Annotated in this window: 14 protein-coding genes; 10 read left to right on the top strand and 4 right to left on the bottom strand. The window is 72.4% G+C overall.

Annotation, left to right across the window (positions count from 1 at the left end; genetic code table 11):
- The first annotated feature begins 59 nt into the window (after window positions 1–59).
- On the top strand, window positions 60–1,640 hold the full coding sequence (locus LUZ64_RS14715; protein WP_232390073.1) for an FAD-dependent monooxygenase: 1,581 nt from the start codon (window positions 60–62) through the stop codon (window positions 1,638–1,640).
- 685 nt (window positions 1,641–2,325) lie between these two features.
- On the opposite strand, the gene LUZ64_RS14710 is transcribed toward LUZ64_RS14715, so the two are convergent.
- Window positions 2,326–3,723 (bottom strand): GntT/GntP/DsdX family permease, encoded by a 1,398-nt coding sequence (locus tag LUZ64_RS14710; RefSeq protein WP_095580625.1) that lies wholly within the window; start codon window positions 3,721–3,723, stop codon window positions 2,326–2,328.
- 35 nt (window positions 3,724–3,758) lie between these two features.
- A complete protein-coding gene (locus LUZ64_RS14705; protein WP_232390093.1) occupies window positions 3,759–4,301 on the bottom strand; it encodes a gluconokinase in 543 nt (180 codons plus the stop codon).
- Between the two features lie 138 nt (window positions 4,302–4,439).
- Here LUZ64_RS14705 and LUZ64_RS14700 point away from each other — a divergent pair, with 138 nt between their 5' ends.
- Both LUZ64_RS14700 and LUZ64_RS14695 read left to right on the top strand, forming a co-directional pair.
- Window positions 4,440–5,141 (top strand): FadR/GntR family transcriptional regulator, encoded by a 702-nt coding sequence (locus LUZ64_RS14700; protein WP_095579687.1) that lies wholly within the window; start codon window positions 4,440–4,442, stop codon window positions 5,139–5,141.
- Between the two features lie 176 nt (window positions 5,142–5,317).
- Window positions 5,318–5,482 (top strand): hypothetical protein, encoded by a 165-nt coding sequence (locus tag LUZ64_RS14695; RefSeq protein ID WP_170116689.1) that lies wholly within the window; start codon window positions 5,318–5,320, stop codon window positions 5,480–5,482.
- A gap of 147 nt (window positions 5,483–5,629) precedes the next feature.
- Here the strand turns inward: LUZ64_RS14695 and LUZ64_RS14690 are convergent, their stop codons facing one another.
- Window positions 5,630–7,177, bottom strand: a complete 1,548-nt coding sequence (locus tag LUZ64_RS14690) for an amidase (protein ID WP_232390072.1) — start codon at window positions 7,175–7,177, stop codon at window positions 5,630–5,632.
- Between the two features lie 268 nt (window positions 7,178–7,445).
- Here LUZ64_RS14690 and LUZ64_RS14685 point away from each other — a divergent pair, with 268 nt between their 5' ends.
- The 3 genes from LUZ64_RS14685 to LUZ64_RS14675 all read left to right on the top strand — a co-directional run bounded on the left by LUZ64_RS14685 (window position 7,446) and on the right by LUZ64_RS14675 (window position 10,073).
- The gene (locus tag LUZ64_RS14685) at window positions 7,446–7,589 is read left to right on the top strand and encodes an SCO1431 family membrane protein (RefSeq protein ID WP_107426684.1); all 144 of its coding nucleotides are present in this window, start codon (window positions 7,446–7,448) and stop codon (window positions 7,587–7,589) included.
- Window positions 7,590–7,850: 261 nt separating this feature from the next.
- Window positions 7,851–9,413, top strand: a complete 1,563-nt coding sequence (locus LUZ64_RS14680; RefSeq protein ID WP_095583686.1) for an alpha/beta hydrolase — start codon at window positions 7,851–7,853, stop codon at window positions 9,411–9,413.
- 219 nt (window positions 9,414–9,632) lie between these two features.
- Window positions 9,633–10,073: a GNAT family N-acetyltransferase gene (locus tag LUZ64_RS14675; RefSeq protein WP_095583685.1), complete on the top strand. Its 441-nt coding sequence runs from the start codon at window positions 9,633–9,635 to the stop codon at window positions 10,071–10,073.
- Between the two features lie 3 nt (window positions 10,074–10,076).
- Here the strand turns inward: LUZ64_RS14675 and LUZ64_RS14670 are convergent, their stop codons facing one another.
- The gene (locus LUZ64_RS14670; RefSeq protein ID WP_095583684.1) at window positions 10,077–11,048 is read right to left on the bottom strand and encodes a helix-turn-helix domain-containing protein; all 972 of its coding nucleotides are present in this window, start codon (window positions 11,046–11,048) and stop codon (window positions 10,077–10,079) included.
- 71 nt (window positions 11,049–11,119) lie between these two features.
- Between LUZ64_RS14670 and LUZ64_RS14665 the strand changes: the two genes are divergently transcribed.
- From LUZ64_RS14665 to panD, 4 genes are all read left to right on the top strand, one after another.
- Complete coding sequence (locus LUZ64_RS14665) at window positions 11,120–12,490, top strand: MFS transporter (RefSeq protein WP_095583687.1); 1,371 nt, start codon at window positions 11,120–11,122, stop codon at window positions 12,488–12,490.
- 1,123 nt (window positions 12,491–13,613) lie between these two features.
- Window positions 13,614–13,973, top strand: a complete 360-nt coding sequence (locus LUZ64_RS14660) for a cupin domain-containing protein (RefSeq protein ID WP_095578419.1) — start codon at window positions 13,614–13,616, stop codon at window positions 13,971–13,973.
- Entirely contained in the window at window positions 13,966–15,528 is a 1,563-nt protein-coding gene (locus tag LUZ64_RS14655; protein ID WP_095578418.1) for a class I tRNA ligase family protein, read from the top strand. The genes LUZ64_RS14660 and LUZ64_RS14655 overlap by 8 nt, the downstream gene beginning before the upstream one ends.
- 98 nt (window positions 15,529–15,626) lie before the next feature.
- Window positions 15,627–15,992 (top strand): aspartate 1-decarboxylase, encoded by a 366-nt coding sequence (gene panD, locus LUZ64_RS14650; RefSeq protein ID WP_095578417.1) that lies wholly within the window; start codon window positions 15,627–15,629, stop codon window positions 15,990–15,992.
- Window positions 15,993–16,008 lie beyond the last annotated feature (16 nt).

The raw sequence follows: 16,008 nt of genomic DNA, 5'->3' as shown, positions 1-16,008 counted from the left end.
ACGGTGTTCAGTTCACGCTGGGGGCAGAGCGAACTTAACAACGTTAAGGAGCGGGATTCATGAACGCTGTCGTTCCTGCTGCCATGGACGCCGTGAGCACAGTCGGCACCGTGGGCGCCGCCGGTGATGTCGAGGTGCTCATCGCCGGCGCCGGCCCCACCGGCCTCGTCCTTGCCATCGACCTCGCCCGGCGCGGCATCCGCCACCGGGTCGTGGAGCGCTCCGAGCGGGGATTCCCCGGCTCGCGCGGCGTGGGCATCCAGCCCCGCACCCTGGAGGTGCTCGACGATCTGGGCGCGGTGGACGCGCTCCGGGCGGTGGGCGGGCCGTGCCCGCTGGTGCAGATCTGGGAGGGCCCGGAGCGGGTCCGCGAGCGGGATCTCGTCCACCGGGCGGCGGCCGGGCCGGCCACGCCGTATCCCGAGCTGCTGATGCTGCCGCAGTGGCGCACGGTGGAGGTGCTGTACGGCCGGCTGGAAGACCTGGGCGGCGCGGTGGACTTCAGCACCGAGATGACGGGGTTCAGTCAGGACGGGGACGGGGTCACGGCGACGCTGCGGCGTGCGGACGGCTCGGAGGAGACCGTGCGAGCGGGCTATCTCGTCGGGGCGGACGGCGGGCGCAGCGCGGTGCGCAAGGCGCTCGGCGTCCCCTTCACCGGGGAGCCGGTCGATCCGCGCCCGGTGCTGATCGCGGACGCGGTGCTGGAGGGCGTCGACCGCGGGCACTGGCACATGTGGCCGAAGGCGGAGGGCGGGCTGCTGGCCGTGCGGTCGCTGGAGGGGGCGGAGACGTTCCAGGTCATCGCCAGGTTCGAGGACGTGACGTACGAGCCGGAGGTCACCCGCGACGCCACACCGGAGGCGCTGCTCGCCCTCCTGGAGCGGCGGACGGGGCTGCCGGGGCTGCGGGTGGGAGAGGTGACATGGGCCTCGGTGTACCGGGCGCGGGCGGCGATGGCCGAGCGGTTCCGCACGGGGCGGGTGTTCCTCGCCGGGGACGCGGCGCACATCCACTCCCCGGCGGGCGGCCAGGGGCTGAACACCAGCGTCCAGGACGCGTACAACCTGGGCTGGAAGCTGGGCGCGGTGCTGCGGCACGGCGCGCCCGACGCGCTGCTTGACAGCTATGACACGGAGCGGGTGCGGGTGGCCGCCGATGTGCTGGGGCTGAGCACGAGCGTGCACGCCGACGACCGGGCGCACTCGGAGGACGGCCTGCACCGCCGGGGCCCGGAGACCCTCCAGCTGAGCCTGCACTACCGGGAGAGCCCGCTCACCCGGGAGACGCGGCGGGACGTCCCGGAGGGGGCCCTGCGGGCGGGCGACCGGGCGCCGGACGCGCCGTGCGTGGACGCCTCCGGCGCGGAGGTCCGGCTCTTCGACGCCTTCCGGGGCCCGCACTTCACCCTGCTGGACCTCACGGGCGAGCCGCCCCGGCAGCCGCTCCCGGCCGCCCCGTGGCTCCGCACGTACCGCGTGGGCGGCCCGGACGCGGACCTGCACGACACGGGCGGCCACGCGAAGACGGCGTACGGCTCGGGGCTCTTCCTGATCCGGCCGGACGGGTACGTGGGGCTGGCGACGGACGAGGTGGGGGACGTGGCGGCGTATGTGAGGGCGGTGGCGGTAGCGGGCTGAGGGGACCGGGTTACCCGCGGGGCCTTTCCCCGACCCGCCCCTTCCCGAACCGGGGGCGAGCCCCCGGGCCCCCTTCCGCGCTACCGCGCGGCGCGCCCCCGCTCCGGACAGGCTTGTTCCCGACCGGCCGGACGGTGCCCGCCCCAGAAGGAACCTCGACCTGTTCCGGTTCGGGATTACCGGCCCGCCCAGGCACCTGGAGCACACCGCTGCCCGGGAGCCGATCGCCAGAGGCCCGACCGCCGGGGGTCGCCCGCCCGGAGGGCCACCGCCCCGGGCCCAGGGGTCCGGGGGTCGCCCGCCCGGGGGTCCGGCCGTCGCCCACCCGGAGGCCCGGGCGTCGCCCACCCGGGGGCCGGAGCGCGCGTCGCTCACCTGGGGCCCGGGGGTCGCCCACCCGGAGACCCGGGGCCGCCCGCCCAGGGGGCCCGGGCGTTGCCCACCCGGGGCCCGGGCGTCGCCCACCCACCCGGAGGCCCGAGCGTCGCCCACCCGGGGGTCCGAGCGCGCGTCGCTCACCGGGGGCCCGGGGTCGCCCACCCGGAGGCCCGGGCGTCGCCCACCCACCCGGGGGCCCGGGGGCGGAGCCCCCGGTTACGGGAAGGGGCGGGGAGGGGAAAGGCCCCGCGCAGCGGCACCCCACCCCTCACCCGCCCCGAAACCCGCCCACCCCCAGGGCCAACGGCTAAAGCACCAGCGACAGCAGCATCACAAACCCCAGCGACACCACAGAGATCACCGTCTCCATCAGCGACCACGTCTTGATCGTCTGCCCCACGCTCATCCCGAAGTACTCCTTCACCATCCAGAACCCCGCATCGTTCACGTGGCTGAAGAACAGCGAACCCGCACCCACCGCCAGCACCAGCAGCGCCGCATGCGTCGTGCTCATATCGGCCGCGAGCGGGGCCACCAGCCCGGCCGCCGAGATCGTGGCGACGGTCGCGGAGCCGGTCGCGAGCCGGATGCCGACGGCGATCAGCCAGGCCAGCAGCAGGGCCGAGACCGACCACTCCTCGGAGATGTCCATGATCATCCGACCGACGCCGATGTCGACGAGGGTCTGCTTGAAGCCGCCGCCGGCGCCGACGATCAGCAGGATGCCGGCGATCGGCACCAGCGACTTCTCCACGGTCGTGGCGAGCCGGTCACGGCCGAAGCCGGCGGCCCGGCCGAGGGTGAACAGCCCGACGAGGACGGCGGAGAGCAGTGCTATCAGCGGGGAGCCGATCACGTCGGTCACACGCTGGACATGGTCCTTGGGGTCGTCCACGACGACGTCGACGAGCGCCTTGACGAGCATGAGCACGACGGGCAGCAGCACGGTGCCGACGGTGACCGCGAAGCTCGGGCGGCGCTCCAGCTCCTCGGAGGGCCGCTGGGGGATCAGCTTCTCGGGCGGGGCGATGTCGACCCAGCGCGCGGCGAGACGGGCGAACAGCGGCCCGGCGATGACGGCGGTCGGGACGGCGACGAGGACGCCGAGCGCCAGGGTCACGCCGAGATCGGCGCCGATGGCGTCGATGGCGGCCAGCGGCCCGGGGTGCGGCGGCACCAGACCGTGCATCACGGAGAGACCGGCCAGGGCGGGGATGCCGATGCGCATCAGGGAGTGGTTGCCGCGCTTGGCGACCAGCAGCACCACCGGGATCAGCAGCACGATCCCGACCTCGAAGAAGAGCGGGAGCCCGATGACGCCCGCGATCAGCACCATCGCCCAGGGCATGGAACGCGTCCCGGCCTTGGCGAGGATCGTGTCGACGATCTGGTCGGCGCCCCCGGAGTCGGCGAGCAGCTTGCCGAGGATCGCGCCGAGCGCGATGAGGACGCCGACGCCCGCGACGGTCGAGCCGAGGCCGGTCGTGAAGCTGGCGATGCCCTTGTCCAGGGGCGCGCCCGCGGCCGCGCCGAGCACCAGCGAGCCGATGGTCAGGGCCAGGAAGGCGTGCAGCTTGAGGCGGGTGATGAGGAGGACGATGACGGCGATGCCGACGAGGACCGCGATGCCCAGCTGGGCATGGCCCGCCGAGGTGATCGGTCCGGCGGGGGCCGCGGCCAGCATCTCGACGCTGAGAGTGCTCACGGGGGCTTCCTAAGGGGGGATTCGGGGGGAGGTTGCTAGAGGCGCCGCAGCGCGGCGGTGGCCCGTTCGGCGATGGCCTCGGGGCCGGGCGTGACGTCCACGGCGACGCCCGCCTCGTCCGCGTCGAGCGGCTCCAGGGTCGCGAACTGCGAGTCCAGGAGCCGGCCGGTCATGAAGTGGCCCTTGCGGGCCGCCATGCGCTCGGCGATCAGCGGGCGGTCGCCGGTGAGGTGCAGGAAGACGATGCCGGGGGCGGCGGCGCGGAGCCGGTCGCGGTAGGCGCGCTTGAGGGCGGAGCAGCTCACGACCCCGCCGAGCCCGGCGCGGCTGTGCGCCCAGGCCCCGATGGCGTCCAGCCAGGGGGCGCGGTCGGCGTCGTCGAGCGGGGTGCCCGAGGACATCTTGGCGATGTTGGCGGCCGGGTGGAAGTCGTCGCCCTCGGCGTAGGGGACGCCGAGGGCCCGGGCCACCAGCGGCCCGATGGTGGTCTTGCCCGTGCCGGAAACTCCCATGACGGCCACGACGCGGGGGCCGGCCTCATGGGGGTGGGGGGTGTTCGGGGCGTGGGGGGCCTGCATCGCTACCTCGTTGTCCTCGTCGACCTCGACGCCATTGGCGATGCGGCTCACTCAAGCTCATTGGTACGACGTATTCAAGACTTCGTGACCTAAAAGTCATACTTAATTGAGGGAGCTGGGGAAACGTAGGCTGACCCCATGGAGAACCAGGGGCAGGGGCTGCACGCGCGCGTGCTGGAGTCCCTCGGGCCCGCGATCACGGCAGGCGAGTACGGACCGGGCACGGTCCTGCGCACGGACGAGCTGGAGGAACGGTTCGACGTCTCGCGCACCGTCATCCGTGAGGCGGTCCGCGTCCTGGAGTCCATGCGGCTGGTCTCGTCCCGGCGCCGGGTCGGCGTGACCGTACTCCCCACCGAGGAGTGGAACGTCTACGACCCGCAGGTGATCCGCTGGCGGCTGGCCGGCGCCGACCGGCCGCGCCAGCTGCGTTCGCTGACCGTGCTGCGCTCGGCCGTGGAACCCGTGGCGGCGGGCCTCGCCGCCCGCCTGGCCACCCCCGAGCAGTGCGCGGAGCTCACGGAACACGCCCTCGGCATGGTCGCCACCTCACGCGGCCAGCAGCTGGCCGGTTACCTGGTGCACGACGTCGCGTTCCACCGGGTGATCCTGCGCGCCTCCGGCAACGAGATGTTCGCCCGCCTCGGCGAGGTCGTCGCCGAGGTGCTGACCGGCCGCACCGAGCACCAGGTGATGTTCACCGACCCGGACCCGGCGGCGGTCACCCTGCACGTACGCGTCGCCGAGGCCGTGCGCGAGCGGGACGCGGCCCGGGCGGAGGCGCTGACGCGCGAGATCACGGCGGGGGCGATGGCGGAACTGGACATCCTGGCCCCGTAGTCGGCGCCCGCCCCCGCCCTCCGTTCCGGCTCACGCCCGGAGGGCCGGATTCCCGTCTCGGCCGATGTCGCGGAATCGTCAGCGGACCGTACCGGCTGCGACACGGGTGCGACACGGCACATCAGATAAGCGACAAAATCATCGCTTCGTCGAACGCGCATACGTAGCCTGGCCACATGCGCCATGAGGACGAGGAAGAACGCCCACTCTTCACCCGCCGCCGGTACGGGAGCCGTTGGGTCTACAACCACCGCAACCCGGCGGGGCTCGCGCTCATCATGATCGCGCCGGTGGTGACGGTGGGGGTGCTGCTGCTTCTGTCGTACGGGGCGCCGCGGTAGTAGTGACGCGGTGGCCTCGATCTCCCCCAGCTACCGCTGGGAGGTGCCCCCAGCAGGGCTGGATTTCGCTCCTGCCCGAGGCCGGCTCTCCGCAGACCGGCTTTCCGCCGCGCCGGGGCGGCTTCTCGCCCGGATCCGGGCGACAACTCAGCCCGTCCGGCGTTTGAGGACCGGGGTCCGGGGCGGAGCCCCGGTTTCGGGAAGGGGCGGGACTGGGGAAGAGCCCCGCGCACCGGCACCGGCACCGGCACCCGCACCGGCACCGGCACCCGAACCCGCCGCCCCCTCCCCCGGACCGAACCCCGGCGGCCACCGCTCGAACCACCGCAGATCGTCCTCCAACTGCCCCGCCAGCGAGATCAGCAACGGCTCCCCACCCCCGGGCCCCAACAACTGCGCCCCGAGTGGAAGCCCCCCGTCCGTGAAGCCGGCCGGCACGCTCACCCCCGGCCAGCCCAGGATGTTCCACGGCCAGGAATACGGACACGCCGCGATCATCGCGCTGTCCGTCCGCCGCGTGGAGAGGTGCGCCATCTCGCCCGTACGCAGCGGCGGTACGGCCGTGCTGGGCGTCAGCACCACGTCGAAGCGGTCGAAGATCTCCCCGATGCGGTGCCGCAGAAGCGGCTCCGCCGCGCGCGCCGCCCGTAGCGCACCCCCGCCCAGGAGCAGCCCGAGCCGGGCGTTCACCTTGGTCCGGGCGTCGAGAAGGTCCTGGTCGGGGGCCTGGTCGGCCCACTCCCGGATACCGGCCATCGAGCGGGGTACGAACGTCAGCCCGATCAGGCCGTAGCGGGGCTCCTCCTCGATCACCTCGTGCCCCAGGGCTTCCAGCCGTTCCGCGATCCGTAGCGTCGCCGCCCGGGCGGCGGGGTCCAGCCAGTGGCGCGTGGCGGCGAAGGCGGGCCGCAGCGAGAGGGCTATCCGCAGCCGTCCGGGCTCCCGGCCGACCGCCCCGAGCATGTCGACGGGGGCGGGCCGGTGCAGGTCACCGGCGTGCGAGCCGCTCGCCACATGCAGCAGCAGGGCCGCGTCGGCGACCGTACGGGCCAGCGGGCCGTGGCAGGTGATGCCCTGGAACGCCTCGGGCTCCGGCCAGGTCGAGACCCGCCCGCGCTGCGGCTTGATCCCCACGAGGTGCGTCCAGGCCGCGGGTATACGGAGCGAGCCGGCGCCGTCCGAACCCAGCGCGGCGGCCACCACCCCCGCGGCGACGGCCGCCGCCGACCCGCCGGAGGAGCCGCCCGGTGTGTGCCCGGGGCTCCAGGGGTTGCGCGTCACCCCGAAGGCGAGACCCTCCGTGAAGGGGAACTGGCCGATCTCCGGGGTGTTCGTCTTGCCGACGATCACCGCGCCGGCGGCCCGTAACCGCCGCACGGCCTCGCTGTCGGCCGTCTTCGGCGAGAAGTCCCCGGCGCAGCCGAAGGCCGTGGGCTCGCCCGCGAGGTCCATGTCGTCCTTCACCGCCACCGGTACGCCCAGCAGCGGCAGCCGCTCCCCGGCCGCCAGCCGCAGGTCGGCGGCCTCGGCCTCCTCGGCGGCCGAGGAGGCCCGTACCCGGCGGAAGGCGTTGAGCGTCGGCTGTGTCTCCACGATCCGCCGGAGCGCCCGCGCGACCAGTTCCCGCGAGGAGACCTCGCCGGCCGCCAGCGCCCTCGCCTGGTCACCGAGCCCTCCGGCTATGAACCCCGTCACCTGATCCCCCTCCCCCGTGGACAATCCACGGTAGGGGAACGGGAGTTGTTCGCACAGGCTGACGGATACGGCCGTGACGTGAGCCACTCCCCCTTTACCGGGCGGGGGTGGCGCGCGCACGGTGGAACGGAGTACCGGGCGGCCCGGGAGGCCGCACAAGCCACACGGAGCGCACAGGCCCCGCACAACGGGCGAGCGCGGCCCGTACACGGCGGATCCGGTCTCGCACGACGCGCACCACCTGATCAACGAACCGAGGACACGCACCATGAGCGACACCACGGCCGCCGTCCGCGCCCGCACGGGCGGCCCCTCCGACCCGTCCGAGAAGGACCGGCTCGTCGAGCAGGTGGCGGGCTGGACCCTGGTCGTGGTGATCGCGATGCTGATCACGCAGCTCGGGCTGATCTGAGCCGGGAGGCCCCGGGGGCAGGGCGCAGGGCTCCGTACCCGGATCCCGGAAACGGCGAAACGGCGAAACGGCGAAACGGCGAAACGGCGACCGAAACGAGCCCGAAGCCGGACCCGAACCAGGCCCCGAACCAGGCCCCAGACCAGGCCCCGGCCCCGATTCCGGACCCGGGGACGCGCCCCACGACCTGGGGCTACCCCCACCTTTAAGGGAACGGCTGCCCGGATGGGCAACAACGCCCACACCCAACACCCTTGCCCCATGCGATCTTTCTTCCGCAAGGCCCTCCTGCTCACCCTCTCCACGACGGCCTGCGCCGCGGCCCTGACGGCTCCCGCGCAAGCACGGCCGCAGACGCCGGAACCGAAGCCGGCGACCCTCGGCTGGAAGCCGTGCGACCAGCCGCGGGCGAACACCGACGCCGGCACAGGCACACCTCCCGCCCCCACCCGCGAGTGCGCCACCCTCTCCGTACCGCTGGACTACACCGTCCCCGGCGGCCCCCAGGTCGACATCGCCGTGGCCCGCCTGCGCAGCGACCGCCCCGAGGCCCGCCGCGGCACCCTCCTCGTCATCCCGGGCGGACCGGGCGGCTCCGGCCGCGACCGGCTCGCACAGAAGGGCGCCGAGCTGCGCGAACGCACCGGCGGTGCGTACGACATCGTGAGCCTCGACCCGCGCGGGGTAGGCGGCAGCTCCAAGGCTGACTGCCGGCTCACGGCCGACGACCGCGAGCTGACCCACCTGCGCCCCTGGCCGGGCCCCGGCGGCGACATCACCGGGAACGTCGCACGCGCCCGCCGTGTCGCGGACGCGTGCGCGCGCGACGGCGGCGCCCTCCTGCGCAGCTTCTCGACCGCCAACGAGGTCCGCGACATCGACCGCTTCCGGCAGGCGCTCGGCGAGGAGAAACTGTCGGCGTGGGGGGTCTCGTACGGTACGTACGTGGCCGCCGTCTACGCCCAGAAGTACCCGGAGCACACGGATCGCTGGGTTCTGGACAGCAGCGGTGACCCGGACCCGTCGCGGGTGGCGAGGGGCTGGGCGGCGAACATGGCGTTCGGCGCGGAAGACCGCTTCCCGGACTTCGCGCGGTGGGCGGCGGACCCCACCCGGGACAAGGCGCACCGGGTGGCCGGGAGCGCGGCGGACGTACGGCGGGAGTTCCTCGCGGTGGCGGCGGAACTGGACGCGCGCCCCCGGGAGTTCCAGGACGCGGGCCACTTCCCCTTGACGGGGAACCGTCTCCGCCAGGCACTCGTTCAGGCCTTCGACAGCGAGGGGACGGGCGAGGACGGCACGTTCGCGACGGTGTCCGCGCTGATCGTCGCGGCCAGGGACACGACCGGCCCGCTGACGGTGCGCGACCCGCTGCCCGCGGGCCCGGTCCCGCAGGACCAGGCGGCGGTCATGATCGGAACTATCTGCAACGACGTGGACTGGCCGCGCTCGGTGGGCTCCTACGCCCGTAACGTCGCCGTGGACCGGGTCCGCCACCCGCTCACCGCGGGTCTGCCCGCCGGCATCTTCCCGTGCGCCTTCTGGAAGGGCGGCGCGACGGAGAAGCCCACCCGCGTCACCCCGAAGGGCCCGTCGAACATCCTGATGATCCAGAACCTGCGCGACCCGTCCACGCCGCACCGCGGCGCCCTGAAGATGCGCGAGGCATTCGGCGACCGCGCCCGCCTCGTCACGGTCGACGCGGGCGGCCACGGCTCCTATCTGCGCAACGGCAACGCCTGCGGCGACGAGGCGGTAACCACCTTCCTCACCAAGGGCACCCGCCCCACCCAGGACAAAACGTGCGAGGCCGAGCCCGCGTAGCGCGGACCGGTCCCCGTAGAAGGGCGTTTGCGCACGTCATCTGGGGTACCGTCCCGAAAACAGGGCCCTCGTCCGGTCTTGCCCGCCAGAAGCGGGGCGCTGTGATGCCCGTCATACCCCCTACCGCCCCGAGGCCCCGTCGTTAGATGGTGATCTTCCGGTCGTACGTGACCATCGGTGACGACCGCCCCGTAGCCGCAAGTACCTTGGAGGTGCAGCATGGTTGAGATCAGCAAGCTCACGCCGGACGACAGAGACGCCTGGGAGGGCCTGTTCCGCGCGTACATCGACTTCTACGAGCGCGACGAGCCGCAGGCGATGTACGACAAGTCGTGGGGCGAGTTCCAGGCCGATACGCGGATGCACGCGTTCGGCGCGAAGGTGAACGGGAAGCTCGTCGGCATCACGCACTTCTTCGTGCACGCCAACACCTCCGGGCCGGACGTCTGCTATCTGCAGGACCTGTTCACCGGGCCGGAGGCACGCCGTAAGGGTGTCGGTGAGGCGCTGATCGCCGCCGTGGTCGACTGGGCAAAGCAGCGCGGCTGTTCCCGGGTGTACTGGATGACCCACGAGACGAACGCGACGGCGCGGAGCCTGTACGAGAAGGTGGCCGTCAACAAGGGCTTCCTCCGGTACCAGATCGAGCTGCCGGTCTGACCCTCAGCCCGCGTACGCCACCTCCTCCCGCCGCGGGTCGGCGCGGAACGTGCGCCGGTACGTGTCCGGAGGCACCCCGAAAGCGCGGTTGAAGTGGCGGCGCAGCGTCGCCGCGCTGCCCATCCCGACGCGGGCCGCGATGTGGTCCACGCTGTCGTCGGTGCTCTCCAGGAGCTCCTGCGCGCGGTGCAGCCGCTGCGTCAGGAGCCACTGCAGCGGTGTGGTGCCCGTGACCGCCGTGAAGTGCCGGCCCAGGTTCCGGGAGCTCATGTGGGCGCGGCGGGCCAGGTCGGTGACGGTCAGGGGCTGGTCCAGCCGTTCGAGCGCCCAGGCCAGCACCTCGGCGAGGCCCGGCCCGTTGTCGGGTTGCACCGGGGCGGCGATGAACTGCGCCTGGCCGCCGGAGCGGTGCGGCGCGACGACGAGCCTGCGGGCCACGGCGTTGGCGACGGCCGTGCCGTGATCCGTACGGACCAGGTGCAGGCACAGGTCGATCCCGGCGGCCCGGCCCGCCGAGGTGAGGACGGAGCCCTCGTCGATGTACAGCACCCGGGGGTCGACCTCGACGCCGGGATAGCGCGCGGCCAGCAGGTCCGCGTGCAGCCAGTGGGTGGTGGCGCGCCGTCCGTCGAGCAGGCCGGCGGCGGCCAGGGTGAACGCGCCGGTGCAGATGGACGCCACCCGCGCGCCGCCGTCGTGCGCGGCTCGCACCGCGTCGACCAGGTCGGCGGGCGGGGGCACCTCGACGTCGTCGCAGGGCGGGACGATGACGGTGTCCGCGGCCGCGAGCGCGTCGAGGCCGTGCGGGGTGTCCGCGTGGAACCACCCCCCGACCTGCGCGCCGGCCGGGGCGCAGACGGTGAAGTCGTACCAGGTGTCGACGAGATCCGGCCGCTCCGTGCCGAATATCGCGCAGGCGGCCGCAAGTTCCAGCAAGGGCATGCCGTCGGTGACGGCTAACGCAACAGAAGCCATGTCCGTAACTGTACGCATCTTGTCGTTCCGGACGCTCGTGGCGAGGGGCGGGAAATCGCCAGCATGTGGGCATGACCAAGCACGCGTTGACCTACCGCGACACCCCCGCGGGGAGTTCCGGGCCGCCGCCGGCCATAGACAAGTGGGCCTGGCTGCGCGCCGGGGTCGCCGTGGCGGCGGTGGGCTGGGGCGCCAACCAGTTCGCGCCGCTGCTGCTGCTCTACCGCTCCGAACTCGGCCTGTCCGCCGCGACGGTGCAGGCCACGTTCGGTCTGTACGCCATCGGGCTGGTCCCCGGGCTGCTGCTCGGCGGCCCGGTCTCGGACCGGTACGGCCGCCGCCGGCTGATCCTCCCGGCGCTGTTCATCTCCCTCCTCGGCAGCGTGCTGCTGATCGCGGGCGGGGAGTCCCTGGGGCTGCTCTTCGCGGGCCGCGTGGTCTCCGGCATCGCCAGCGGCGCGGCCTTCAGCGCCGGCGCCGCCTGGATCAAGGAGCTCTCCCTCGCCGGGTCCGCGCGCGAGGCGAACCCCGGCCCCCGGCGGGCGACGATCACCATGACCATGGGCTTCGCCATGGGCCCCCTGGTGGCCGGCGCCCTCGCCCAGTGGGCGCCGTCGCCGACGGTGGTGGCCTATCTGCCGCACCTGGCCCTGACGCTCGTCTCGATCCCGCTGGTCATGCGCACGCCCGAGACCTGTGTGACCAAGCGGCAGGACAGCCTGCTGCGGCAGCTGAAGGTGTCCGCGGTCCGCGAGCCCCGGTTCCGTAGCGTCGTGATGCCTCTGGCGCCCTGGGTGTTCGGCTCCGCGTCCGTCGCGCTCGCCTATCTGCCCGGCCTGGTCAAGGACCAGCTCGGCGACAGCGCCCTTGTGTTCAGCGCGTGCGTCACCGCGCTCACCGGTTTCGCGGGCATCCTCGTGCAGCCGCTGGCCCGCAGGGTGGACGACCCGCGCAAGCCCCGTCTGATCGCGATGTCGATGGCGATCGTGGTGGCCGGTCTGCTCGTCGCCGCGGCGGCCGCCCAGTGGTCGCAGCCGGTGCTGGTCGTGGCCGGGACGCTGGTGCTCGGCGCGGGTTACGGGTGCTGCCAGGTGTGCGGGCTGCTGGAGGTGCAGCGGCTGGCCCACCCGAAGGACCTGGCCGGGCTGACGGCCGTCTACCAGGCGCTCTCGTACATCGGTTTCGCGGCGCCGTTCCTGCTGGCCGCGTTCCAGGACGCGATTCCGGCGAGCGTGCTGCTGGTCATCGCGGCGGGCCTCGCCACCCTCACCCTGATCTGGACGAGCCTGCGGGCCGTACGGGTCCAGGGCGCGGAGGGCGGCACGGGCTCCACCGGCCCGGTGGCCGGCCTGCCCGGCACGACGACCGGCGCGGCCGGCACGACCGTCGGCGCCCCTACCTCCACCCCTACCGCCGCCGCGACCGCCGTCCGGGAGGGCTAGGAGGAGCGAGACGATCGAGAGGAGCGAGACGACCGAGAGGACCAGCAGGACCGACCGGACCCGCGGGGTCCCATGGCGCCCCGAGCCCATGGGACCCCGCGTTCACGCCGCCCCGCGTTCACGCCGCCCCGCGTTCACGCCACCCCGCGCTCACGCCACCCCGCGCTCACGCCACCCCGCGTTCATGGCTCCCCCGCCCCCGGGCCCCGCGAATTCCCTTGCCCCACAAGGCATCTCGCCGCACCTCACCCCGCCACATCCATGCACCTACCAATCAGTAACCCTGGAGTTACCGATCGGCATTCATCCACCGAGAGCCCACCCCCACCACCCACCTTTCAATGGCGCGAACATGTGGCGCGGCCCACATTTATCTAGTTTCCCACTGCACCCGAATCGCGGAACATTTCATTCCGCAACACCTTTCCGCAGGTCACCGCAGCATTTATTCAGGGATTGCCCTCTTGAATATCCAGGGTTGACCTATCCCACTGCTTCATGGAGGATTGGTGACGTCCTTGGAGAAGAGATTCACACACGGACGGGCACGGCGGTGACGAACCGACTTCGGTCGGTGACGCACGCCGGCGCCCGAGCTACGGGGGTATTCACCATGCGGCCCAACCTGATGTGACCTCGGCCGGCGGCGCGGTCTCCGCCGCAGCACCGTACAGCGCCGGTGAAATGGGCCCTTCTCGGCCCGGAGCACCGGATTCCCGGAACGCCCTTCCCTCTCTTACCGCCCGACGAAGCGCTCCCTGTCCGGCTCTGTCCGCCGGACCCTCCCGGTAGAGCGCTGGGCATGGCGGAAAGACACGGCGACCAACCGGCGCTGCCCTTGCCTCACCCTCATCTTCACCCTCACCCTCACCCAACATTGAATCGACGCATCGAGCCGGCACATCACTTCTCGTGATTCCCGTTCGCCGCGACCGATTTCTCTCACCCGGCGCAGCCCTGCCCGAATTCCGGGCGCCGCGCCGACCATTCACGCCGCCATTTCACTGATTCACCTCACGGCGGCCCCACCGGATTTCCCCATGCCCTCATACAGGAACTCATGAGCGGCGGAATCCGAAGGAAAAGCCTCCGCTGTCACCCGCTCGAGGAAAGGGGATTCGCCATGTACGTACGCACCGAGGCCGAGGACGGCCACGTACGCAAGAACGGCATCGACGTCCGCCAGCTCTATCCCTGGGACGGCGTCGTCACACCGCCCTGGAACAGCACTTTCTGCACCGTCCGGCCGCACGAGTCGAGCACGGAGCACGCGCACGCCACGGACGAGACGTTCATCTTCACGGCCGGTTCGGGCACGGTGCGGGTCGGTGACGAACTGCGACCCGTGACCCAGGGCGACGTCATCTACATCCCGCACGGCAACGCCCACGTCGTCACCAACACCAGTGACGACGCGCCGCTGACCTTCGTCAGCGTCTACTGGCTCCAGCCCACCGCGAGCGAAGAGCCGGCCCGTGGCTGAAGCGACCCGCTCCCCCGCCCCGCGCCGCGTCAACGTCAGCTTCTCCCCGCCCACCCCCAACGGCGACCTGCACCTGGGCCACCTGTCCGGGCCGGTGCTGGCCAGCGACGTGTGCGCCCGTTCCCAGAAGATCCTGGGCAACGACGTCGTGTACGCGTGCAGCACCGACGACAACCAGACGTACGTGGTCACCACGGCGCAGCGGCTGGGCGTGACCCCCGAGGCCCTCATCCAGGAGGCCCTCGACAGCGTCCGGACGTCCCTGGACCTCGCGGGGGTCGAGGTCGACCTCTTCGAACGGCCCGACGCGCACTACACGGAGTTCGTCCGGGACTTCTTCACCCACCTGTGGAAGCACGGCGCGTTCGACCGGCGCGAGGTGGACCTCCCGTACGACGCCGGGACCGGGGAGTACCGGGCCGAGGCGTTCGTGACCGGCCGGTGCCCGACCTGTCTCGCCCACGCCCGGGCGGGCGTCTGCGAGGCGTGCGGCCTCTACAACCTCCCCGGCGCGCTGCTGCCGAGCGACACCGCCACGGCGCTGCCGACCCGGCCCGTCTCCATCTGGGTCCTCGACCTGGAGCGCTACCGGTCGATGCTCACCAACTGGTACCGCTCCTCCGACGTCGAGCTCCGCCCCGACCTCCACAAGGTCGTCACCCGGACGCTCGAAGGCCGGCTGCCGTACATCCCGATCACCTACCCGGGCACGTGGGGCATCCCGGTGGACTGGGACGGTCCGGACGCGCCGCCGCAGACCGTCAACGCCTGGCCGGAGATCTACGTCGGCCACCTCTACTGGCCGCAGCGGGTCCGGGCGCGGGGGCGGGCGGGCTGCGACGAGTTCGTCCAGTTCATCGGCATCGACAACGGCTTCTACAACGCGTTCGTCTACCTCGCGCTCAAGCTGCTGGCCGTCCGGCACGGCCTCCCCGTCGAGCTCCCGGTCACGCGCACGCTCACCAACCAGTACTTCCTGCTGGAGGGCCGCAAGTTCTCCACCAGCAAGGGCGACGTGGTCTGGGCGCGCGAATACCTGGAGAAGGCCGGCCGGGACCGGGCGCGGTTCGTCCTGTCGCTGGGCAGCCCGGAGCTCCAGCAGTCCGAGTTCAGCGAGCAGGTGGCCGTCAACACCCTCCGGGACCGCTTCGACACCCCGCTCGCCACGATCGCCGACACGCTCGGCGAACGGCTGTCCGGCCGGAGCGTCGACGCCCCGCCCTCGGCGTGGTGGGCCACCGCGATCGAGGCCAGTGTGCGGCGCTTCGAGGCCGCCTACGACCTGGAGGGCTTCAGCATCCGCAAGGCGGCCGAGGCGCTCGCGCTGCACCTGGAGGCGCTCGCCCTGCGGGCCGGGCAGGTGCGGACCGACGACGCGAGCGACGTGTCCGGCGCCCTGCTGTTCCTCTGGACGCTGCGCACCCTGGCCTGGCCGGTCACCCCGGACCTGGCCGCCGCCGTGGGCGAGGCGTTCGGCGCCGGACCCGTGGGCGTACCGCTGCTGCGGGACGCCACGGTCCCGCCGGCCGGGGCGTTCGGCGCGCTCGTCGTCTGAGCAGGGGGGCGACAACCCACGCGCCCCATCTCTCACTTCAGCCACTTCACCCACTTCACCGTACGCACATACACGCCACCACAGAAAAGGTTTCCGAAATGCTGCGCACCTTCATGCGTTCGAAGATCCACCGCGCCTCGATCACCGACAGCAACCTGAACTACGTCGGCTCGATCACGATCTCCCCCGAGCTGCTCGACGCCGCCGACATCGGCGTCCACGAGCTGGTCCACGTCGTCAACGTCAACAACGGCGCCCGGTTCGAGACCTACACGATCCTCGGCGCGCCGGGCGCCAACGAGGTCATCGTCAACGGTGCCGCCGCGCGCCTCGTCCAGCCCGCCGACAAGGTCATCATCATCGCCTACGGCCAGCTGACCGAGGACGAGGTGAAGAACCACAAGCCGCGCGTCGTCCACGTGGACGACAGCAACAAGATCATCGAGACCCACACGGCGGCGTGACCGCGGCGCGCCCTTC

The organism is Streptomyces albireticuli (assembly GCF_021228125.1).
GTDB lineage: Bacteria > Actinomycetota > Actinomycetes > Streptomycetales > Streptomycetaceae > Streptomyces > Streptomyces albireticuli.
Note: the sequence above shows the minus strand (reverse complement) of the source record. Positions and strands in the feature narration are given on the sequence as shown.

What these genes read in the sequence shown, in the direction of transcription:
- LUZ64_RS14675 (WP_095583685.1), top strand. Translation starts at nt 9,633, where the DNA reads ATGGTTGAGATCAGCAAGCTCACGCCGGACGACAGAGACGCCTGGGAG.
- LUZ64_RS14660 (WP_095578419.1), top strand. Translation starts at nt 13,614, where the DNA reads ATGTACGTACGCACCGAGGCCGAGGACGGCCACGTACGCAAGAACGGC.
- LUZ64_RS14715 (WP_232390073.1), top strand. Translation starts at nt 60, where the DNA reads ATGAACGCTGTCGTTCCTGCTGCCATGGACGCCGTGAGCACAGTCGGC.
- LUZ64_RS14670 (WP_095583684.1), bottom strand. Translation starts at nt 11,048, where the DNA reads ATGGCTTCTGTTGCGTTAGCCGTCACCGACGGCATGCCCTTGCTGGAA.
- LUZ64_RS14680 (WP_095583686.1), top strand. Translation starts at nt 7,851, where the DNA reads ATGCGATCTTTCTTCCGCAAGGCCCTCCTGCTCACCCTCTCCACGACG.
- LUZ64_RS14700 (WP_095579687.1), top strand. Translation starts at nt 4,440, where the DNA reads ATGGAGAACCAGGGGCAGGGGCTGCACGCGCGCGTGCTGGAGTCCCTC.
- LUZ64_RS14695 (WP_170116689.1), top strand. Translation starts at nt 5,318, where the DNA reads ATGCGCCATGAGGACGAGGAAGAACGCCCACTCTTCACCCGCCGCCGG.
- panD (WP_095578417.1), top strand. Translation starts at nt 15,627, where the DNA reads ATGCTGCGCACCTTCATGCGTTCGAAGATCCACCGCGCCTCGATCACC.
- LUZ64_RS14705 (WP_232390093.1), bottom strand. Translation starts at nt 4,301, where the DNA reads ATGCAGGCCCCCCACGCCCCGAACACCCCCCACCCCCATGAGGCCGGC.
- LUZ64_RS14685 (WP_107426684.1), top strand. Translation starts at nt 7,446, where the DNA reads ATGAGCGACACCACGGCCGCCGTCCGCGCCCGCACGGGCGGCCCCTCC.
- LUZ64_RS14665 (WP_095583687.1), top strand. Translation starts at nt 11,120, where the DNA reads ATGACCAAGCACGCGTTGACCTACCGCGACACCCCCGCGGGGAGTTCC.